The organism is Adhaeretor mobilis, from assembly GCF_007741515.1.
GTDB lineage: Bacteria > Planctomycetota > Planctomycetia > Pirellulales > Lacipirellulaceae > Adhaeretor > Adhaeretor mobilis.
On the sequence record NZ_CP036263.1, the window covers coordinates 4,264,517 to 4,282,069 of the forward strand.

13 protein-coding genes and 1 tRNA gene are annotated in these 17,553 nt (G+C 55.1%); 10 read left to right on the forward strand and 4 right to left on the reverse strand.

The annotated features are described in order from the left end of the window. The first annotated feature begins 214 nt into the window (after window positions 1-214). The gene (locus HG15A2_RS16820; RefSeq protein ID WP_218932033.1) at window positions 215-1,345 is read left to right on the forward strand and encodes a hypothetical protein; all 1,131 of its coding nucleotides are present in this window, start codon (window positions 215-217) and stop codon (window positions 1,343-1,345) included. 24 nt (window positions 1,346-1,369) lie between these two features. On the opposite strand, the gene HG15A2_RS16825 is transcribed toward HG15A2_RS16820, so the two are convergent. Both HG15A2_RS16825 and HG15A2_RS16830 read right to left on the reverse strand, forming a co-directional pair. Next, on the reverse strand, window positions 1,370-2,080 hold the full coding sequence (locus tag HG15A2_RS16825) for a 4'-phosphopantetheinyl transferase family protein (RefSeq protein WP_218932034.1): 711 nt from the start codon (window positions 2,078-2,080) through the stop codon (window positions 1,370-1,372). 111 nt (window positions 2,081-2,191) lie between these two features. Further along, window positions 2,192-3,412, reverse strand: a complete 1,221-nt coding sequence (locus HG15A2_RS16830) for a hypothetical protein (protein ID WP_145061569.1) — start codon at window positions 3,410-3,412, stop codon at window positions 2,192-2,194. Between the two features lie 222 nt (window positions 3,413-3,634). Between HG15A2_RS16830 and serC the strand changes: the two genes are divergently transcribed. The 3 genes from serC (at window position 3,635) to HG15A2_RS16845 (ending at window position 7,800) form a co-directional block, all read left to right on the forward strand. After that, the gene (gene serC / locus HG15A2_RS16835; RefSeq protein WP_145061571.1) at window positions 3,635-4,741 is read left to right on the forward strand and encodes a 3-phosphoserine/phosphohydroxythreonine transaminase; all 1,107 of its coding nucleotides are present in this window, start codon (window positions 3,635-3,637) and stop codon (window positions 4,739-4,741) included. Window positions 4,742-4,836: 95 nt separating this feature from the next. Further along, window positions 4,837-6,495, forward strand: a complete 1,659-nt coding sequence (gene serA, locus HG15A2_RS16840) for a phosphoglycerate dehydrogenase (protein WP_246117768.1) — start codon at window positions 4,837-4,839, stop codon at window positions 6,493-6,495. A gap of 1,038 nt (window positions 6,496-7,533) precedes the next feature. Then, window positions 7,534-7,800 carry a BON domain-containing protein gene (locus tag HG15A2_RS16845; RefSeq protein WP_145061573.1) on the forward strand — a complete coding sequence of 89 codons (267 nt, stop codon included), beginning with the start codon at window positions 7,534-7,536 and terminating at the stop codon, window positions 7,798-7,800. A gap of 64 nt (window positions 7,801-7,864) precedes the next feature. On the opposite strand, the gene HG15A2_RS16850 is transcribed toward HG15A2_RS16845, so the two are convergent. Beyond that, window positions 7,865-9,535 carry a SpoIIE family protein phosphatase gene (locus HG15A2_RS16850; protein ID WP_145061575.1) on the reverse strand — a complete coding sequence of 557 codons (1,671 nt, stop codon included), beginning with the start codon at window positions 9,533-9,535 and terminating at the stop codon, window positions 7,865-7,867. A 301-nt stretch (window positions 9,536-9,836) separates the two neighbouring features. On the opposite strand from HG15A2_RS16850, the gene HG15A2_RS16855 reads away from it, so the two are divergent. From HG15A2_RS16855 to HG15A2_RS16880, 6 genes are all read left to right on the forward strand, one after another. Next, a tRNA-Gln gene (locus HG15A2_RS16855) sits at window positions 9,837-9,908 on the forward strand. 390 nt (window positions 9,909-10,298) lie between these two features. Further along, window positions 10,299-11,762, forward strand: coding sequence for a matrixin family metalloprotease (locus HG15A2_RS16860; RefSeq protein WP_218932035.1), 1,464 nt, complete (start codon window positions 10,299-10,301; stop codon window positions 11,760-11,762). Window positions 11,763-11,929: 167 nt separating this feature from the next. Continuing rightward, entirely contained in the window at window positions 11,930-12,601 is a 672-nt protein-coding gene (locus HG15A2_RS16865) for a PEP-CTERM sorting domain-containing protein (RefSeq protein ID WP_145061579.1), read from the forward strand. A 176-nt stretch (window positions 12,602-12,777) separates the two neighbouring features. Continuing rightward, window positions 12,778-13,584 carry a PEP-CTERM sorting domain-containing protein gene (locus HG15A2_RS16870; RefSeq protein WP_218932036.1) on the forward strand — a complete coding sequence of 269 codons (807 nt, stop codon included), beginning with the start codon at window positions 12,778-12,780 and terminating at the stop codon, window positions 13,582-13,584. Continuing rightward, on the forward strand, window positions 13,581-15,593 hold the full coding sequence (locus tag HG15A2_RS16875) for an alkaline phosphatase family protein (protein WP_218932037.1): 2,013 nt from the start codon (window positions 13,581-13,583) through the stop codon (window positions 15,591-15,593). The genes HG15A2_RS16870 and HG15A2_RS16875 overlap by 4 nt, the downstream gene beginning before the upstream one ends. Before the next feature lie 14 nt (window positions 15,594-15,607). Beyond that, complete coding sequence (locus HG15A2_RS16880; protein ID WP_218932038.1) at window positions 15,608-16,696, forward strand: DUF1559 domain-containing protein; 1,089 nt, start codon at window positions 15,608-15,610, stop codon at window positions 16,694-16,696. Between the two features lie 258 nt (window positions 16,697-16,954). On the opposite strand, the gene HG15A2_RS16885 is transcribed toward HG15A2_RS16880, so the two are convergent. After that, the gene (locus HG15A2_RS16885; RefSeq protein ID WP_145061587.1) at window positions 16,955-17,524 is read right to left on the reverse strand and encodes a sulfotransferase domain-containing protein; all 570 of its coding nucleotides are present in this window, start codon (window positions 17,522-17,524) and stop codon (window positions 16,955-16,957) included. Window positions 17,525-17,553: the final 29 nt, after the last annotated feature.

Here is a 17,553-nt window from a genome sequence, read left to right on the forward strand (position 1 = left end):
CCACCTCTCGCTGCATGCTGCGCGAAGCTTGGCAAGCTTTGCGGGCCAGACATAGCAACTCGCGAACGGATGGGTCGCACAACCGATACAACACGTATTCGATCTCGCTTCCCGCGGCTGAGATTACTTCTCTCGTGTTTTCATCGTCTCACTACACCCGATTATCAGCGAGCCCAACCCCATGCGCTGCCTTCTTGCCCTTACGTTAATAGCTGTGACTAACTTGACTGTGAGTCCCGCCCACGCTCAGCGTAATCGCGCCGTAGTCCCGGGCACGGGAACCAAAATTGACTACGTGGGCGACGACTTCGAAGATGAGGGCTGGAACTTCGTCCACAATCATCCCAAGAGCTCGCGAGAGCAAGACGAACGCCTACGCTCGCCGCGTGGCATGGCGACTAATGGTCGCTGGAACGAAGGCCCTGAGCGCGGCCAGCCTGATCAGATTCAAGTAGTCGACACTCCAGCGGGTGGACTACCCGGCAGTGAGAAAGCACTCCTCTTGCGTACGCTTCGCTCCGGTATTCCTGGATACAACTCGCGTGACGTTCAGCAAGACGACTTGATCGCTAACTTGCCCAATCGCCTCGGCGGAAGCATCCCGGTTGGCGAGACTCCTAGCTTCACGGTTCGTGTCTTCCTGCCGCCAGCAGAGCAGTGGGAGAATCGCTCTGGCCCACACTTCGGCATCCGTGGCAGCGCTACGACGATCACTACCGAGGTGAAGAGCCGTGGCCTCTTTGGCAGTCGTAGCGAAACCACGAACGAACCCTACTGGCCGGGCATGTGGATTCACTTCCGTAGCGAAACGAGCCGGAAGACGGAAAAAGATTCTGCGTACATTGCCATCCGGGGCGATCACATGGGCCGCGACTATCGCGTGAAAGAGATCGAGCAGTTCGGCTGGTGGACATTCGGCATGAGCTTCACAGGCGATGGCTCGGTTCACTACTACGCAAAGCCTGGGGTCGAAGACCTCACGGCGGCCGATCATCTCGATTCCAAGTATCCTTACAGCTACCACGCCCGCAGCTTCCGCACGTTCTTCTTCAACTCGTGCAATTTTAACGATGGCCGCAGTTGGTCTACGCCTTTCGTGATTGACGATCCAGCCTTGTTTGTCGTGAATTCGCGTCGTGTCGAGTCGATCGTCGCCCGACGAAAAGCGTCCGACGAAAAGCGCATTGCCGCAAAGAAACAGATGGAAGAAAAAAGAGCTGCCGCCAAACAACGGGCCCAAGAAAAGTGGGCAGCCGCGAAGGCGCGCCAACAGCAGTCTCGTCAGCAAGGAGCCGCTCAACAGCAGCAAACCGCCAATGGTAGGGGCAATTCCCGCACGAGGTAGTGAAGCGAGTGGCTGGAAGGCTACCTACCCGTCAAAATGAAACTCGTAGAATTCAGCAGCAATCTTCTTCGAAACGCCTGCTGCAGCTAGGGCGATCTGGTAGCCGCTAACTTGCTCGAAATATGCCAACGCCCAGGGGGCAACCGTCAGGAGTATCTCCTGGGCTGTTACCAGTTGTAGACCGATATCAGATTCGCTGCGAACTTCCAGATCACGCATGGGAACAGCTAGCCCTGTCCCGATTGCTTTCAAGCAGGCTTCCTTGAGCGTCCAAGATTTCAGTAGCGAGCCCATTTGCTTCTCTTCATCCAATTCAATCCAGCGATTCCATTCAACCTCACAGAGAACTGTGCGAGCAAGTGATTCTGCGTTAGCCAACGGTCTGATCTTTTCGCAATCGATGCCGATGTGTTTGCAATCGGCAATCGCAACGACCGCTAGCTCTCCCGAGTGCGATACGCTGAAGGAAAACTCCGAAGAAGGTCGAGGCACCCGCAGGCTTGGCTTGCCTCGTTCGCTGTAATCAAAGTGTAGTTCCTCGGGCAGGCAATCTAATCGCTTGGCAAGAGCTTGCCGGAGCGCGGTGCGCGTGAGAATGAAACTCTCCCGGGCTTTCTGCACTTTGTAGCAATCGGTTCGTTGTTGCTCGTCCGGCGATAAGAGCCGATAGCCCGTCTCGATGACCTGAGGAGCTTGCTCCAGCGATATCTTCCAAATCGTTACGGGCAGATTCACGCAAGTTTCTCGGTTGATGCAAAATCGACTGGGGGTTGCGACGACAGTTAATAGCTACTCAAGTTGTACGTGGCCCAGTCTCTCAAAGATTAAACCGAGCGAGAGTCGCCGCTATGGCGACCCCCTAGGCGATACAGGCACCTTCCCATCAATCAAGTCGTCTAATACTTGGTTCAGGTGTTTGAGAGGTCCGTCTTCCCAGCCTTGGGCTTCTGCATAGCTTTCCAGGGCTGCCATGTTGTACTCCGAACGATCGTTGAACTGTGTATCGCGTGTCTCGCTCTCGCTAGGGTACAGGCCAGCGTGAGAGTACTTGGTGAAGTGAATCATCGTCTTGATGCTGCAATCGTCGTTGTCGTCGGGGTGCTCGTCGCAATTCAAATAATGCAGCATCGTGCGATTGTCGGTCGTCGTGAATGCGTGCAACTCTAACTTCTCAGAATCTGAGCGATCCTGACGAGCTCGAATAAATACCAGTTCGTATTTGTCGAACGCCTTTTCTTCCTTATCTAGACCTTCTCCCTTATGTATTAGCACAAGAGTGCGCAGATTGCTCGGAGTCGGGCGTTGGTTCTTAGGCAAGTACATTCCTAAGCTGCGATAGTTATCCAATGAAGAAGTCATTCCGGCAGTTAGATCTTGCGTGAGCTGCGTTCCCTTGAACTTCGCCACGCATGCAATTGGGCGATGATGCAGAAATAAATCTTCGGAACCGGCCTTCTTTTGAATCCGAACTTGCAGACAGATGTAATTACTTTGCAGGTAGCTGAGAATGCTCCGCCCACTAAGAGTCGGCAGGTTCTTCTGGTCGATGCTAAACATGTCCAGCCCCACCGTGAAAATGGGCCGGCGCGTGCTCAGCGCCGAGACAGCCTCTGAGTATTCGCGATCGTCATGTTTCGTGAGATGCGGCTGAAAGCCATCGAGAAGCACAGCATCGCCGGCGGGCAACGCTTCGCAGGAATCGCGAAGCGCTTGGTCGTGTGCGGCCGCTAGTTCGAAATCCTTATCGGGAATACTAGAAATCGTACGAACCCAGCGGACGGTTCCTTGTACGGCGTTCTCAGATCCTTCTTCAGAGGCGACCTGAGCTTCCGATTCTCGCCGAGTCGGGGCCGTAGTAGCTTCCTTCGTGCCTACTTCAATTTGCGTGTTACGCCCGCCTGGGGATTCGGTACCACGCCATTCGGGGAGCCAGATCGCGAGGACCGCCAGCAAGGCCACTACAGGAACTCCCGCCGCAGCGAGCTTCAAGCGTGCCTGCTTTTCGGTGTTCGTTGGGGAGGACTCCGACGAGTTTTCCCTGGCACTGGATTCGCTAGATTCGAGCATGACTCACGTGATCGTGACTACCCCCGCCACGTGAGTCAAGCTGAGTCGGCAGTTTTCGGTCATTGTCGCCCCGAGGCCCCATCGCCAAGCTTGCAGAGGGGCACTAGAATAGGACGTTTATTCAAGACCAGCGGCCCTTCCTCCTGTCGCAAAAAGCGGCAAAAACATTCGTCAAACTGAAGCCGCTGGTTTTTCAAGTCAACTTAGCATTCCGAGCCACCGATGAGCGAACGCGTCTACAATTTCTCCGCTGGCCCTGCCGTCATGCCTATTACTGTGCTGGAGAAAATCCAGGAGCACATGCTCTGTCTACCCGGCGTAGGCGCCTCAATTATGGAAATCAGCCACCGTAGCGAGGCCTTCAAGGAAATCCTGGCATCCGCCCAGAGCAATCTGCGATCCCTGCTGGCAATTCCAGACGACTACGAGGTGCTGTTCATTCAAGGTGGGTCACGACTGCAGTTTTCCATGATCCCCATGAATCTGCTAAGCCCAGAGCAACCCTCTGCAGATTACTTGATCACAGGTGCCTGGGGTAAACATTCCCTTAACGAAGCCAACAAGCATGGCGACATGAAGACGGTGTGGAGCGGGCAAGACACGAATTTCGATCGCCTGCCCTCATCCGGGGATTCAGGCGGCAAGTGGCGTCCCACGCCCAACGCTGCCTATTTGCACTACACTTCCAACGAGACGATCCAAGGCGTGCAGTTCAAGGATGTGCCCGACACGGGAGACACGCCGCTCGTATGCGACATGTCCAGCGACTTCCTGCACCGCCCGGTTGATGTCTCGAAGTACGGCTTGATTTACGCCTGCGCCCAAAAGAATGCCGGCCCGGCGGGCGTTACCGTGGTGATCGTTCGTAAAGACCTGATTGCCGATGTCAGCGAAGATTTGCCCGGCTACTTGCGCTACCAAAACCATGCCGCTGCGGATTCGATGATGAACACGCCTCCCACATTCGGAATTTACGTTTTGAAGCTTATCACTGATTGGCTCCAAGAGGATATCGGCGGCTTGGCGAAAATGCACGAGTTAAACGGTGCCCAAGCAAAACTGCTTTATGATGTGCTCGATGCGAATAGTGAATTCTACGAGGGGCATGCTCAGCCCGAGTGTCGCTCGCTCATGAATGTGACCTTCCGCTTACCCAGTAAGGAGCTCACCCAAAAGTTTCTTGCCGAAGCTGCTTCGAAAGAGCTCAAATCGCTCGCGGGACACCGCTCAGTCGGTGGTATTCGGGCGTCAATCTACAACGCGATGCCAACTTCTGGCGTCGAGTGCTTGCGAGACTTTATGGAAGACTTCTGCAAGCAAAACAGCTGAGCTAATTAGTAGTCCTTAACCCGAAGCGGAAGCGAGGGAATTACGATAGGACGGTTGATCCCTCGCTTACGCGTCGGGTTAATTTTTGATTTCCCATGCAACTCAAACCCCGATTCTCTCACATGCAACGCGTAATCGTTCTTGATAACTTGGCCCAAGAAGGGCTCGACCTGCTCGCCGCCGCGGAAGGTGTGGAGTATGAAGTCCGTATCGGCCTCAAAGGAGACGAACTGCGTGAAGCCCTTAGCCAGTTCGACGGTGCCATCTGCCGTAGTGGTGTGAAGATCACGCCCGAGTCGCTGGTAGGTAATAGTCGATTGAAGGCGATCGTGCGCGCTGGTGTGGGCACAGATAATATCGACAAACCGGCGTCCACTCGGGCGGGTGTCGTGGTCATGAACACCCCGGCTGGTAACACGCTCAGCACTGCTGAGCACGCCATCGCGCTGATGCTCGCCATGTCGCGGAACGTCGCACCCGCGAATCAGGGGCTCGTCGAGGGGCGTTGGGATCGCAAGAAATACATGGGCACGCAGGTCGCAGGGAAGACGCTAGGCGTGGTGGGATTGGGGCGCATTGGCTTAGCTGTAGCGACCCGTGCAAAGGCACTGGAGATGAACATTCTGGGCTACGATCCATTCATGTCCCAAGAGCGGGCCGCCGACCTGGGCATCGAGTTGGTCGCTACCGTCGACGAGATGCTCCCCGATATCGACTACCTAACCGTTCACACGCCACTCACTGACGAGACACGCAACCTCATTGATCTGCCTCAACTTGAACGCATCAAGCCAGGCGCTCGGCTTGTGAATGCAGCACGCGGAGGTATCTACAACGAACAAGCACTGATCGAAGGACTCAAGAGCGGTAAGCTTGCTGGCGTTGCGCTCGACGTTTACGTGGACGAGCCCTGCACCGATAGCCCACTGTTTGGCATGGAAGGAGTGGTGTGTACTCCGCATCTCGGCGCGAGTACCGAGGAAGCACAAACTCAAGTGGCTGTCGAAGCAGTCGGGCTGCTGACTGACTTTTTGCTCAATGGCCAGATCAAGAATGCTGTGAATGTTGCGGCGCTCGACGCGAAGACGCTCGCCTCATTGCGGGGCTATCTCGACGTTGCGTATCGCTTGGGACGGCTTGCAGTCGGCTTGCTGCCCAGTGGAATCGCCTCCTGCCGACTCACCGCTCGTGGCGAGATTTCCGGCAAGGACACGAAACTCCTCACTTCAGCTTTTTCCTGCGGCCTGCTCGATGGCGTCTTCGAGGAAGAAGTGAACCTCATCAACGCCCAGATGTTATTGGAAGATCGTGGCATTAAGCTCACCACGGAATCGCAAAGCGGCATGGGGGCCTTCCGGTCGTCACTCACCGCAGAGTTCGAATCCTCCCAGGGAGTGATGCACAAAGTCGTTGGTACGGTCTTCGGCGAATCCATGCCTCGCCTGGTCGCGCTCGATGGCTATCGATTGGAAGCGTATTTGGACGGCTGTTTGCTCATCTTCACGCACCAAGATGTGCCAGGCATCATTGGCGGCGTGGGCAATATCTGTGGTGAACATGGCGTGAATATCGCCCAAATGGCGGTGGGTAGGGCAGGGGATCACCCTGGCGGCGAGGCAGTAGGCATCCTCAATCTCGACGCCGCTCCCTCAGCCGAAGCCTTGGAAGCCGTGCGCCAATTGCCAGCGATTAGCAGTGCTCAGGTGATTCATCTGCCTGAAGCGGATGAACTGCCTAGTTGGCTTCAGGGCTGAGTAGGCACTGGTGATTTAAGCGTTAGCCCTACTGCGCCGTTAGATACGCCCACCAATGGAAGGTAAATTCTTAGCAATTCCAGGGCTGCCGTTCGAACTCGAGGGCATGGACTCCGGGCTCAAACGGAGGTGCCCTGAGCGACCCGTGTGGGTCACACATGTGCGATTTAATCCCCTCACGCACAAGACGTTTCCCTGCGTGTCCGAAGGAAAACAATGGAGAACAGAAGCCAAGCTCCCGCTGAGACGACAATAGCAATCAATAACTGTTTCTTCTTGTTGGCTCGAATCGGTTCAAACGGAGGGGTTGTCATATCCGAATAGATGTCGTCTTGATCAACACTGACCTGAGGGGTCTTCTTGTTCGGTCCAGATGATAAGGCTCTGACTCGATTGCCACCGATATCTACTAGCCTGTAGGGTTGCCCCCAAGGGTCAAGTTCAGGAATATCGTGCATCACGAACAATTCACGTGATGGGGTCTCTTGGTGTGCTCTACTAATTTCGCAAACACGATTGTATGCCGATATCAGACGTGCCTCCGTGCGGCCTGCCTCAATGTTTGGAATGAGCATCAGGAAGAGCAGAAAGCAGGCGACTCCGTTTCCAAGTACGGCGAATACGTTAGAGATTGCTGACTTACGAGGTGGCATTAAGAGATTGTACCTTGCTGCCGATACCTGACAAAGTCATTGAAATCCTACGTTTCGCTAACTCGCGCATGAGGAAGTGACCGGGCTATCTAAGGCAACAGCATTCGAGCCCGAGGTAAGAAAGCCCGTGGGCTCCAACGGCTTGCTTCGAATTGGCTTAGCGTGTACCCGGCAACGCTGGGCACCGCCCCACAGGGAATCTGGCCTGCCGGCCAAGCGGTATGATCGTCAAATCCCGCACCTTCCGACGCGGTACTACGGAAATTTTGCTTGCAATCGCCAAGACCGTCCGGCGTCGGCACCTAATATCACCAATATTTGAGTGTCCCCGCTTGACGCAACGACGTCGCTCTCAAAATCTCCCCACCTGCCTGAGTAAAAATCTATGTCCACCGTCGCCATGCCAGCCACCATTGCTCAAACCGCTGAAAACGTCACACTGCTCGATGGGGCCCTCCAAAACGGGGCCCAAGTCGCTATCGACAAGAGCCCTTATCTTTCTGATCGCCAAATGCGAATCGAAGCGCTCAATGGTGTGATTAAGTTGGAAGGTGCCGTCAACAGCTTCTTCCAAAAACAAATGGCTCAGGAAATCATGCGACGCGTCGATGGTGTCACACGTGTAGACAACCAACTTAGCGTTAACTGGTAGCACGCAAGAGAAAAGAGTAGCCCGCAAGCTACGCCTCGTGCGGATAAAGAGAACGCCAGCGGCTTCACTCTCTGCCTAAGCAAACCAGGCACATGTCATCGCTTTGGGGGAAGTCCCCAGCGAATTCTCGCACCTTCTTCAACAGGTGCGGGCCTAAATCATCGGACGCTACGCTACTGTCTTCGAGCGCTTCCTGAAGGCGCTCGATACCGAATAAGTCGCGACGTGAGTTCATCGCCTCGCTAAAGCCGTCGGTGAAGATCGTCAAGAAATCGCCCGACTCGAGCGTCCGCTTGTACGAATCAAACTCGAAGTCGTCGATCACGCCGAGCGGCACGCCTGCCTGATCGCCGCCCACTTCCTGTACTTTTCCTGTAGCGTCTCGCAACATGGGAGGCATGTGGCCCGCGTTGACCAGGGTCAGCTCGTTGGTAGCGAGGTCCACAACGGCAACAAGCATCGTCACGAAGCGGTCGTCCCATCCATGACGCGAGAATGCCTCGTTGATTTTGCACAGTGCCTTAGCTGGGTCTTCCTCACTAGCCAACCAGAATCGCACGTCGCTGGAAAGCTTCGCCATGAGGATCGCCGCCGACACGCCCTTGCCCGCCACGTCGCCAACGACCGCCGCAAACCGACCCTCGGGTAGCTGAACGTAATCGTAGTAGTCACCCCCGACCTGCAGGGCCGACTCGTAATACTGAAAAAAGTGGTAGCCCGGCGCATCGGGTGAACTGGTTGGCAGCAGGGCTTGCTGCATTTGGTGCGCAACTTCCAGGTCACGCTGCAAGGCTCGCTGCTTGATCGCCACCTCATGCATCTGAGCGTTATCGATGGAAATGGCCGCTTGGTTGGCAACGCCGGCAAGCACCTGCAGGTCTTGATCGGTAAAGCGACTACGCTGGTCACGCGTATCGATTTGAATGACGCCAAGCGATTCTCCCTCGCTGCTTACCATTGGCGCACACAGCAGAGAGCGGATCGAAAAATCGGCAATCGATTGCGCCATACTAAAGCGTTCATCGGAAGCTGCATCGGCCGAGAGCAGCGCCTGCTGCGACTGCATCGCCTGTTCGACGACCGTGTTGCTGATGTGCATATCGGTTGAGCCATCGCCACGCCTAGCCTTCGATGCCACAGTAGCAAGTGGCCCCTCCGGATCCGGGCGGCGGATCACAAACCCGCGATCAGCCTGTGGAAATATTTTGAAGAGACTATCCAGCACACGCGGGAGAATCTCTCGCACGTCGAGAGTGTTGCTTAAGTTGCTAGATATCTCCAGGATCGCTTGCAATTGCGTTTCTGGCTTCGCAGAAACCTGCCATGCTGATGAAGCGCCGCGACTCACATCGAGGGTCGCCAAGACACTCGAGCCCTGGTTGTCATCAGCAATAGGTGCAGGCGATAGAAGCGAACCGGTGTAGGTCCGCTTATTTGCATCGTCGGCAGATCGGCCATACACGAATACCACATCGCAAATGACCATTTGGTCGCCTTCTCGCAACTCGGCTCGCTCTATAACGCGACTGCCATTCACGTAGGTTCCGTTGCGGCTTCCCAAATCGCGGACTTGGACTCTGCCTCCGTTTTTCTCGATGACCGCATGGCGACGACTCACCGCAGCAACGTCCACGACAACATCCGATTCGGGGCTTCGGCCCACGCTCGACTCGCCCTCCTTGAGTTCGAACATCCGCCCTACTTCGCCACCTTGAATAATCGTCAGAGAACTCATGTGAGACGCATGCCTCTAATGTCGATCTGTAGTAAGGCCCAGGCTCCCGCTACTCCTATCAGACTACTCTCAACTTGCGAGGATCTTGCTCCTGGGAACTTGCAATCCTACTTCCGGCAACTCAAAACAGCAACCAAGGGCCGACCTTAGAGCCAAGGTAGCGGGCAACTTTGTCAAAGCCGGTGAGGCGGCTAAGCCGCAAGCAGCTATTTCGCGTGTTCGACCCGTTTCGCGGCCTTGACGTCATCGATCCCCAGACGTAGAGTTGCGCAGCTTAGGGCCTGCTTTCTCAGGCCTCCGATGCCTCGTGGTGTAATTGGCAACACAGCGGATTCTGATTCCGTCGTTCTAGGTTCAAGTCCTAGCGAGGCAGCTCTTTCGCATTGTTTTTTACAGGGCGAACGGGTTTGCACAGCAGCTTATAGTCGTTCTTGTCACAAGCATGAGTGTAATTCGTTAAGTTGCCACTCGCCTTAGGTAACATTTACCCAGTGTCGAGAGAGGATTCTGGGGCAAAGCCCAAGGAGCAAGCTATCCCTGGTGGGGGTGGCCACTACGGGTTTCATCATGCTCCATCCGATGCCCGCTCATTCCGCGAGCAGCTTCGGCTGCTGTTCCTAGATTCAAGGTTCGTACGGCGTTTCGCTTGATTGCCATCCGCTGAATAGTAGAATACGAACAGACGCCATCGTAATACCATTCTAGACGCACAGGTTTGTTCGACCTGCTCCCGACAAAGCATTTCCCAGTTAGGTTTAGGCGGTTGAAACTACATAAACTCACTCGCTTGCCTGCAGTCGTCTTATTAGGTCTCCTGTGTTTAGCAGCCCCGGAGCCTTCTCGGGCCTTCGTTTCCAATGGGCGCTGGACGAGTACGGCTACTCAAAGCTCTACAGGAGTGACCGGCGCTCCGGCCACATTAACGTGGAGCATCGTGCCAGATGGAACGACCATTCCCGGGCGTAACCCGAGCAATCTGGTCGCCTTTTTCGATGGTCTTTACGGAGCAGGCGACGGAGGCACCGACTTGCAGAATCGCCCCTGGTTCGACGATCTAGTGAAGTCCTCGTTTGATCGCTGGACGGAATTGAGCGGCCTCACCTTCAAGTACGAACCTAACGACGATGGCGCGATTCACGGGAATTTCTTCGGACTCTTGGACACACGCGGCGATATCCGCTTAGGAGGAACCTTCCTCGACGGCCAGGGCGGCACGAGTGCCCAGGCAGGGTTCATACCAAACAGCGACATCACGATCGACACCGGCGACTCGATTTTTTACGGCAGCACGAATAGCAACTCTATCAATCTGCGGAACACGCTGACGCATGAAATTGGACACTCGTTTGGCTTAGCTCATGTCGATTCCAACACCTCCAACTTTCTGCTGGAACCGGCGTACAACGATACTTTTGACGGCCCACAAATCGACGATATCCGGGGCATTCATCAGCTTTACGGGGATGTCTTAGAACGCGACACGTATGGCCCCAAGCCGAACAATTCCACGGCAACGGCTTCCAGCCTGGGGGTACTAGCTGACGGGCAGACAGTCGCCCTGGGTTACGACGCGGGTTTCACCACGGGAGTATCGCCCACCGAGAGTGACTTTCTCAGCATCGCCAATACAAGCGACATTGACTACTTCACCTTCACAACCGTCGGAGCGGCGACGGTCGATGTGACGATTACCCCAACTGGCCCCAATTACTTTGAACGGCCCACCGGAGTAGGGAATTATGCCGTGACGCGATCTTCGCAACAAAGCGACCTCACGCTGGAAGTCTTTCGAGCAACTGACGGCGGAGGAACTCAGCTTTTGGGAACAGCCAACTCGGCACCACTGGGGCAAGCCGAATCGCTACTCGATTTGCTACTACCTGCGGCGGGGGAATACTTCGTAAGGGTAGCTGGATCTACCAATGCCGTGCAGCTTTATCAATTAAGTCTCGCCTTGGAGGCCAGCAGTACGGCTGGCGATTTCGACGAGAACGACCAGGTCGATGGTATTGATTTCCTGCAATGGCAGCTTGGTTTTGGGCCTACTTACACATCGAGCCATCTCTCTGATTGGCAGGAGAACTATGGAACGTTGGCCGGCCAACCGGCAAGCCAAGTCGTTCCGGAACCAACAATCCTCTGCTCGTTATCCCTGCTTCTCTACACGTGTCTCAGCTCCCGTAGGCTAAGCGGCTTTCCACAAGGCTTTATTGGGGGGGGAAATTAGGCGTAGAATTATTTGACCAATCAACAAAGGCTGCTTATACTCCGGTTTGCTACGATAGATTTGTAGTCCCCCCCCCCCTGCTGGCTTCTTGGCGGTAAGTCTCAGCTTTTTTGGGTGGGGAATTATTTAAGACATCCCCCCCCTCTCTCCATTGCCAAGAACTGCTCATGAACTCTCAAGAACTCTGCTGCGCTGCTACCGAAGACGACAGCCTTTCAAATTCCAAATGGAAGTCGATTAAACGCACTGCCGCCTACTCGTTGGCCGCCGGTGCGGCAAACGTAGGACTAAGTTCAGATGTTGAGGCTGCACCTGTCTACTCGGGCATACAAAATATCGCGATTGGTCAACTTGGAGCCCAGGATCTCAACCTCGATGGCGATGCTTACAACGACGTTCTCCTCAAGAATTACGTCTTTGGCGGCAACTATCAGGGGGCAACCGTTAACTATGCTCCAGGTCAGCTTGTCGGCTTCAATGCTGGCTTGAATTACGTTTCCGCTCTCAGTATCGGCGACCCAATAGACGGTACCACGGTTGGGCCTAGCTTCACTGGCTCGATGGCTTATGGAAACAACGCCAACTCACAGTTCGACAGTGTCACGGATGCGTACATTGGGCTCTCTTTCCCAATCAATGCGGTGAATCACTTTGGCTGGGTGCGGGTCGACGTCGACAATGCCGCAGGCACCTTCTTGATCAAGGACTGGGCCTACGAAGCGGAGCCGGGGGTCGGAATCGCCGCAGGTCAGATCCCCGAACCGTCCACATTGGGGCTGTTGGCCGCAGGCGCTTTGGGTTTGACTGCAATGCGACGCAGATCTCAGCCGAATGCCTAGCAGGTAATTTTCCAACGGTTGCTTCTTGTCATCGCCTAGCAAAGGCAGAATCAACAGGCCCGAAGAACCCGAGCAGTTTCGTTGCTTGTACTTCGTGCCGCAATATCTAGGTATCAGTGCCCTAGGCCACCAAAGCAACGTAACTCGTAGTGAGCTTTCAGATGTCGAATCAGCAAATGCCTCCTTCCCGTAGCAAGCGGCGCGCTGCCTACAGTTTGGCCGCCAGTGCGGTCGTTGCAGCTAGCTCCTCGGAATCCAACGCTGCAGTTCAGTACTTCACCGGACCGATCGACGTACCACAAGGAAGTAGCCAGCCGATCGACTTTAACCTCGACGGCGACTATCCGGACATCGTGCTGAAGAACTACGTCTTCGGTGGCGGGAATTACCAAGGTGCTACGGTACCCTATGCCCCAGGCAAGATAGTTGGCTTCGTCGATAGCGGTTCGGGACTTTCGTACTTTTCCGCCCTGACGTCTGGAACGCTGATCGACGCCTCCTCTCTGGGAGACCAATTCGTCGGTTCACTCGCCTATGGAACAGTCAATCCGAACGCAGAGTTCGCTAGCATCACCGATGGGTATCTCGGGTTCGCCTTTCCCATTGGACCCGATGACCTCTACTACGCGTGGATGCGAATCGACGTCGATAACGCCGCGGGCACGCTGACGATCAAAGACTGGGCTTTCGAAGATCAAACGGGCGTTGGCATTGTCGTAGGAGATAGTGGCGCGCCAGCCTATCTGAGCGATTTCGACGAAGATAGCGATGTCGATGGCGAAGACTTCCTCGTTTGGCAACGCGATTTTGGTATGCCCTACAACGGCAGCAATCTCGCAGATTGGCAGCTGGAATATGGATCTGGCTCGAGTAGCCAGCCAGCGGTAGGTTCTGTTCCTGAACCGGGGACGCTTGGCCTTCTGGCCGCCGGAGCGGGCGGCTTGGCATGGATGCGTCGGAGACGATCGCAGCAGGGCGAATGAACATCCAGCGAAAACAAGCAGCTGGCGGACCCAAACGCGTACTTCTGATCGGCTGGGACGCTGCCGATTGGCAAATGATTCGGCCCTTGATCGACCAGGGGCTCATGCCGACATTGGCCTCCTTCATTGAGCAAGGCGCGTGGGGTAATCTTGCCACGTTGCGCCCCATCCTTTCCCCCATGTTGTGGAATACCGTGGCCACCGGTAAGCGGCCCGCACAGCACGGAGTACTCGGATTCACTGAGCCTGATGCGGAAGGGACCGGCGTGCGTCCCACCTCCAGCACGACGAGAAAGTGCAAGGCCCTCTGGAACATTCTCACGCAGTGCGGCCTGCGGAGTAATGTGGTCGGGTGGTACGCGTCGCACCCCGCAGAGCCGATCAACGGGGTGGTAGCCTCCAATCAGTTTGAGAACTCGCATCTCGGCAAAGGGCTTTCAGCAGCGGTTCCTCAAGGTGCGATCCATCCGGAGAAAATGGCGGAAGAGTTGGCTAGGCTCAGGGTGCTGCCCGCCGAGATCGATGCCAGTGCGATTCTCCCCTTTGTCCCCGATGCCGCAAAAATTGCCCAGCAGGAATCAAGCGGAAAGCTGCCCAATCGACTGGGCAAGCTCCAGCATTTGATCTCCCAGACGGCCACAATCCACGCCGTTGCCACGCACTTGATGACCGAGACATACTGGGACCTTACGGCCATTTATTATGAAGGGATCGATCGCTGTGGCCACGAGTTCATGCACTGCCACCCACCCAAGATGGAGCAAGTCTCTCAAGAAGAGTACGACGCCTACCAGCACTGCATGAACGCGATTTACCGCTTTCATGACATGCTATTGGATGCGCTCTTGAAGTTCGCCGGCGATGACACCGCAGTCATCCTGATGTCTGATCACGGCTACTACAACGATCAACTCCGGCCCGATCCGCGCGAGGGGAAAGCGGGGCCCGTGGAGTGGCATCGCCCGTTCGGCATCATTGCTGCCAATGGTCCTGGCATTAGATCGGGCAGTCGAGCCTACGGAGCAAGCCTACTGGAAATTGCTCCTACGGTCTTGCAGTTGCTCGGCCTGCCGGCGGCTTTCGACATGCCAGGCCGGGTACTCGCAGAAATGCTTGAAGACCCCGAGCCAATCTCCCGCATCGAAAGCTGGGAAGAGATTGAGGGAGAAGCCGGTTTGCATCCACCGGAAACCCTAGTCGATCCGGCCGAAGCACAGGCGATGCTGGCGCAATTGGCCGATCTCGGTTATATTGAGAACGCTGGAGAGGATTCCTCCGAGACCCTCTCAAAAACCATCGAGGGCAACCAACTTTCACTGGCTCAATCGCTGGTCGACGCCCATCAATTCCAAGATGCGATTAAAGTCCTCATGCAATTAAATGATCAAACGAGAGGCTCCGCGGGAACGAAGTTGCTGCTTGCCTCGTGCCACCTGGGAACCGGCAAAAGAGACCAGGCACGTTTGATACTCGAGCAGCTTGCCGCGGAGCAACCTGATACGCCCCGCATGCACATGATGCTGGGGACACTTGAGTACGCTGATGGGAATTCCGAAGCCGCACTCGTGCACCTCAATCAGGTAGCTAAGACGGAGTCGCGGCTTCCCGGGCTACACAATAAGCTGGGAGAGGTTTACCTTGGTGTGAAGGATTACCCTCGTGCGGTCGACGCATTTGAGATCGCCCTTGAGATTGATAGCGAGAACGCCCTAGCCCTAGCCGGCATAGCACGTGCTCAGTTGGAACTTGGCAAACCTGACGAGGCGCTGGACTATGGCCTCTCCGCCGCAGAATTGATTCATCAGCTACCCCGTGTGCACCTAGTCATCGGCGAGGCGCGACTCGCGCTGGGTGACGATGTGGGAGCCGTCGAAGCCTTGGAGCTTTGCGTAAAACAGGCCCCAAGAATGACTGCTGCTCATCGAGCACTCACCAAGGCCTACCGAAATCTTGGCCAAACAGACAATGCGATGCGAGCCGAACTCAGAGCAAACAAAGTCTTGGCATAATGAGGAAAACGATAATGTCGAAAGATACGATGCCCCGTTGTCAACGACCGAATTCACCCCTTCGAAACCAATACGGTTTTACACTCGTCGAACTATTAGTCGTCATCGCCATTATCGGCGTGCTGGTAGGTCTGTTGCTGCCTGCGGTGCAAGCGGCAAGGGAATCGGCTCGACGCGCCTCCTGCTCAAACAAACTACGGCAGATTGGGCTCGCCGCGCTCAACTACGAATCGGCAAATGGACACATGCCTCCTGGGTATCTTGCCGGTACCAATTTCATCAAGCCTGAGTCCCCAAGCGACTCAAAAGGTGATCACCAACTCACCGGAGTTTTCGTATTCCTGCTCCCCTACATGGAGGCCGGGAGTGTCTTCGATCGATTCACGACCACCTTGGACCTCGGTATCGACAGCCGCGACAAGAACTATAATGTAGACACGAATGCCTGGTCGATTGCACAGGCACGACTCTCGGCATTCTTATGTCCTAACGGTCCATCGGAGTCGCCACGAAACGCTATTCTCGACAAGACGTATGGCATCTTGAAGGGGGGGTTCCTAGCTCTGGAGTCAGCCGCTTGGGATCCTCTTCAGACTCAGTTGGGCTTGACCCACTACATGGGCAACTCCGGAGTCTGGGGCCCTGTTAGTCCAAATCTCGTCTACGATATGGGGTCAGGAAACCGGAACGTAAGTAGCGATCTCGCAGGAGTTTTTGGTGTCCGATCAAAAACCCGCATCGGGCAAATTACCGATGGTACTTCGCAAACTCTGATGTTCGGCGAAGCCCCTGGAAACTACGGTGTTTCCATACCCGATGAATTTGTGCCAGGCAACCACGATGGCTTTACCCAGGGCAATGCGTGGGCTGGCTTTGGGACGCTTCCCGCGGCTCTCGGCCTTAATGTCACAGTAGAAAACAAGGCTGGAGCACAATATGCAACGAAATGGTCCTACTATGGTTCACTGCACTCCGGAAATATCGTCCAGTTTTGCAATGCTGATGGTTCAGTTCATACGCTCACGAAAGACATAGAAATGTTTATCTTTCAATCGCTTGCAACCATTCAAGGGGAAGAGCTCGTTGACGAGAGCGTCCTTTAGCGGATACTTGCAGGGGAGTCTCGCTGTTAGTACCTCGTGGAGATTTTAGTTGATGACCGCACGTATTTATCCAGGCTGGGCTTCTTGTTTTTTGGCTTTCTCGCTATGCATCGGAATCATTGCCACGACAGGTTGTGGTCCCGAGGAGAACACGATTGAGATCCCAGAAGATCCGTTACCACTGCCTGGCCCTGGAGCGAGGCTGAGCCACCAGTCACAAGAGAATAATTCAGAGAACTCCCCTCAGGGAGGCTCCCCCTAGGAAGATCGGTTGCGATACAACTCCGGATCGACCGCTTCGACACAGGCCGAGCAATCCAATCGTCCCTCCAGAAAATCGTTCAGTTTCGCCACTTCGGATTGGGGATCGACAACCACATCCGCATAGTTCAGCGGCAGCACTCGCAAGTGCTCTTGCTCAGGCAGCCAGGTGCTTAGGTTGGTCAAATGAGTCGTAAATGCCTTGCTGAGCAGTTCGCGATTTCCACCACCTTTCATCGCTTGCCTTGCGAGCATCGCCTCTTGAGAATCCAAGACTTCTTCAAGTTCGCGTTGCATCAAAATCACGGCGTAATTCTCTGTCTCCGGGAGCGAAAACAACAATTGCGAGATGACTTTGATCGCCTTCCCACGAACTTCGGGTAGCCAAGACGCATCCTGCTGCAAGCGTTTCACTCTCTCGACTTCGAAATACCCAAGTGGGTTGTCTTCATCAGCCTTGCGCATTTCGTCCGTCAGTGCTTTGATCCCGCCGCGATTGAGCATTTGCATCATCAGCGACGTACCCGAACGAGGCAGGCCGGAGACGATGATTATTTCGTTGCGCATGGGAAGTACCTAATGAGATGTCATTCGAG

Excerpts from the sequence above, each read along its gene's own strand:
- HG15A2_RS16870 (WP_218932036.1), top strand. The coding sequence starts at position 12,778 with ATGCCTCCTTCCCGTAGCAAGCGGCGCGCTGCCTACAGTTTGGCCGCC.
- HG15A2_RS16845 (WP_145061573.1), top strand. The coding sequence starts at position 7,534 with ATGTCCACCGTCGCCATGCCAGCCACCATTGCTCAAACCGCTGAAAAC.
- HG15A2_RS16830 (WP_145061569.1), bottom strand. The coding sequence starts at position 3,412 with ATGCTCGAATCTAGCGAATCCAGTGCCAGGGAAAACTCGTCGGAGTCC.
- HG15A2_RS16865 (WP_145061579.1), top strand. The coding sequence starts at position 11,930 with ATGAACTCTCAAGAACTCTGCTGCGCTGCTACCGAAGACGACAGCCTT.
- HG15A2_RS16880 (WP_218932038.1), top strand. The coding sequence starts at position 15,608 with ATGTCGAAAGATACGATGCCCCGTTGTCAACGACCGAATTCACCCCTT.
- serC (WP_145061571.1), top strand. The coding sequence starts at position 3,635 with ATGAGCGAACGCGTCTACAATTTCTCCGCTGGCCCTGCCGTCATGCCT.
- HG15A2_RS16885 (WP_145061587.1), bottom strand. The coding sequence starts at position 17,524 with ATGCGCAACGAAATAATCATCGTCTCCGGCCTGCCTCGTTCGGGTACG.
- serA (WP_246117768.1), top strand. The coding sequence starts at position 4,837 with ATGCAACTCAAACCCCGATTCTCTCACATGCAACGCGTAATCGTTCTT.
- HG15A2_RS16850 (WP_145061575.1), bottom strand. The coding sequence starts at position 9,535 with ATGAGTTCTCTGACGATTATTCAAGGTGGCGAAGTAGGGCGGATGTTC.
- HG15A2_RS16875 (WP_218932037.1), top strand. The coding sequence starts at position 13,581 with ATGAACATCCAGCGAAAACAAGCAGCTGGCGGACCCAAACGCGTACTT.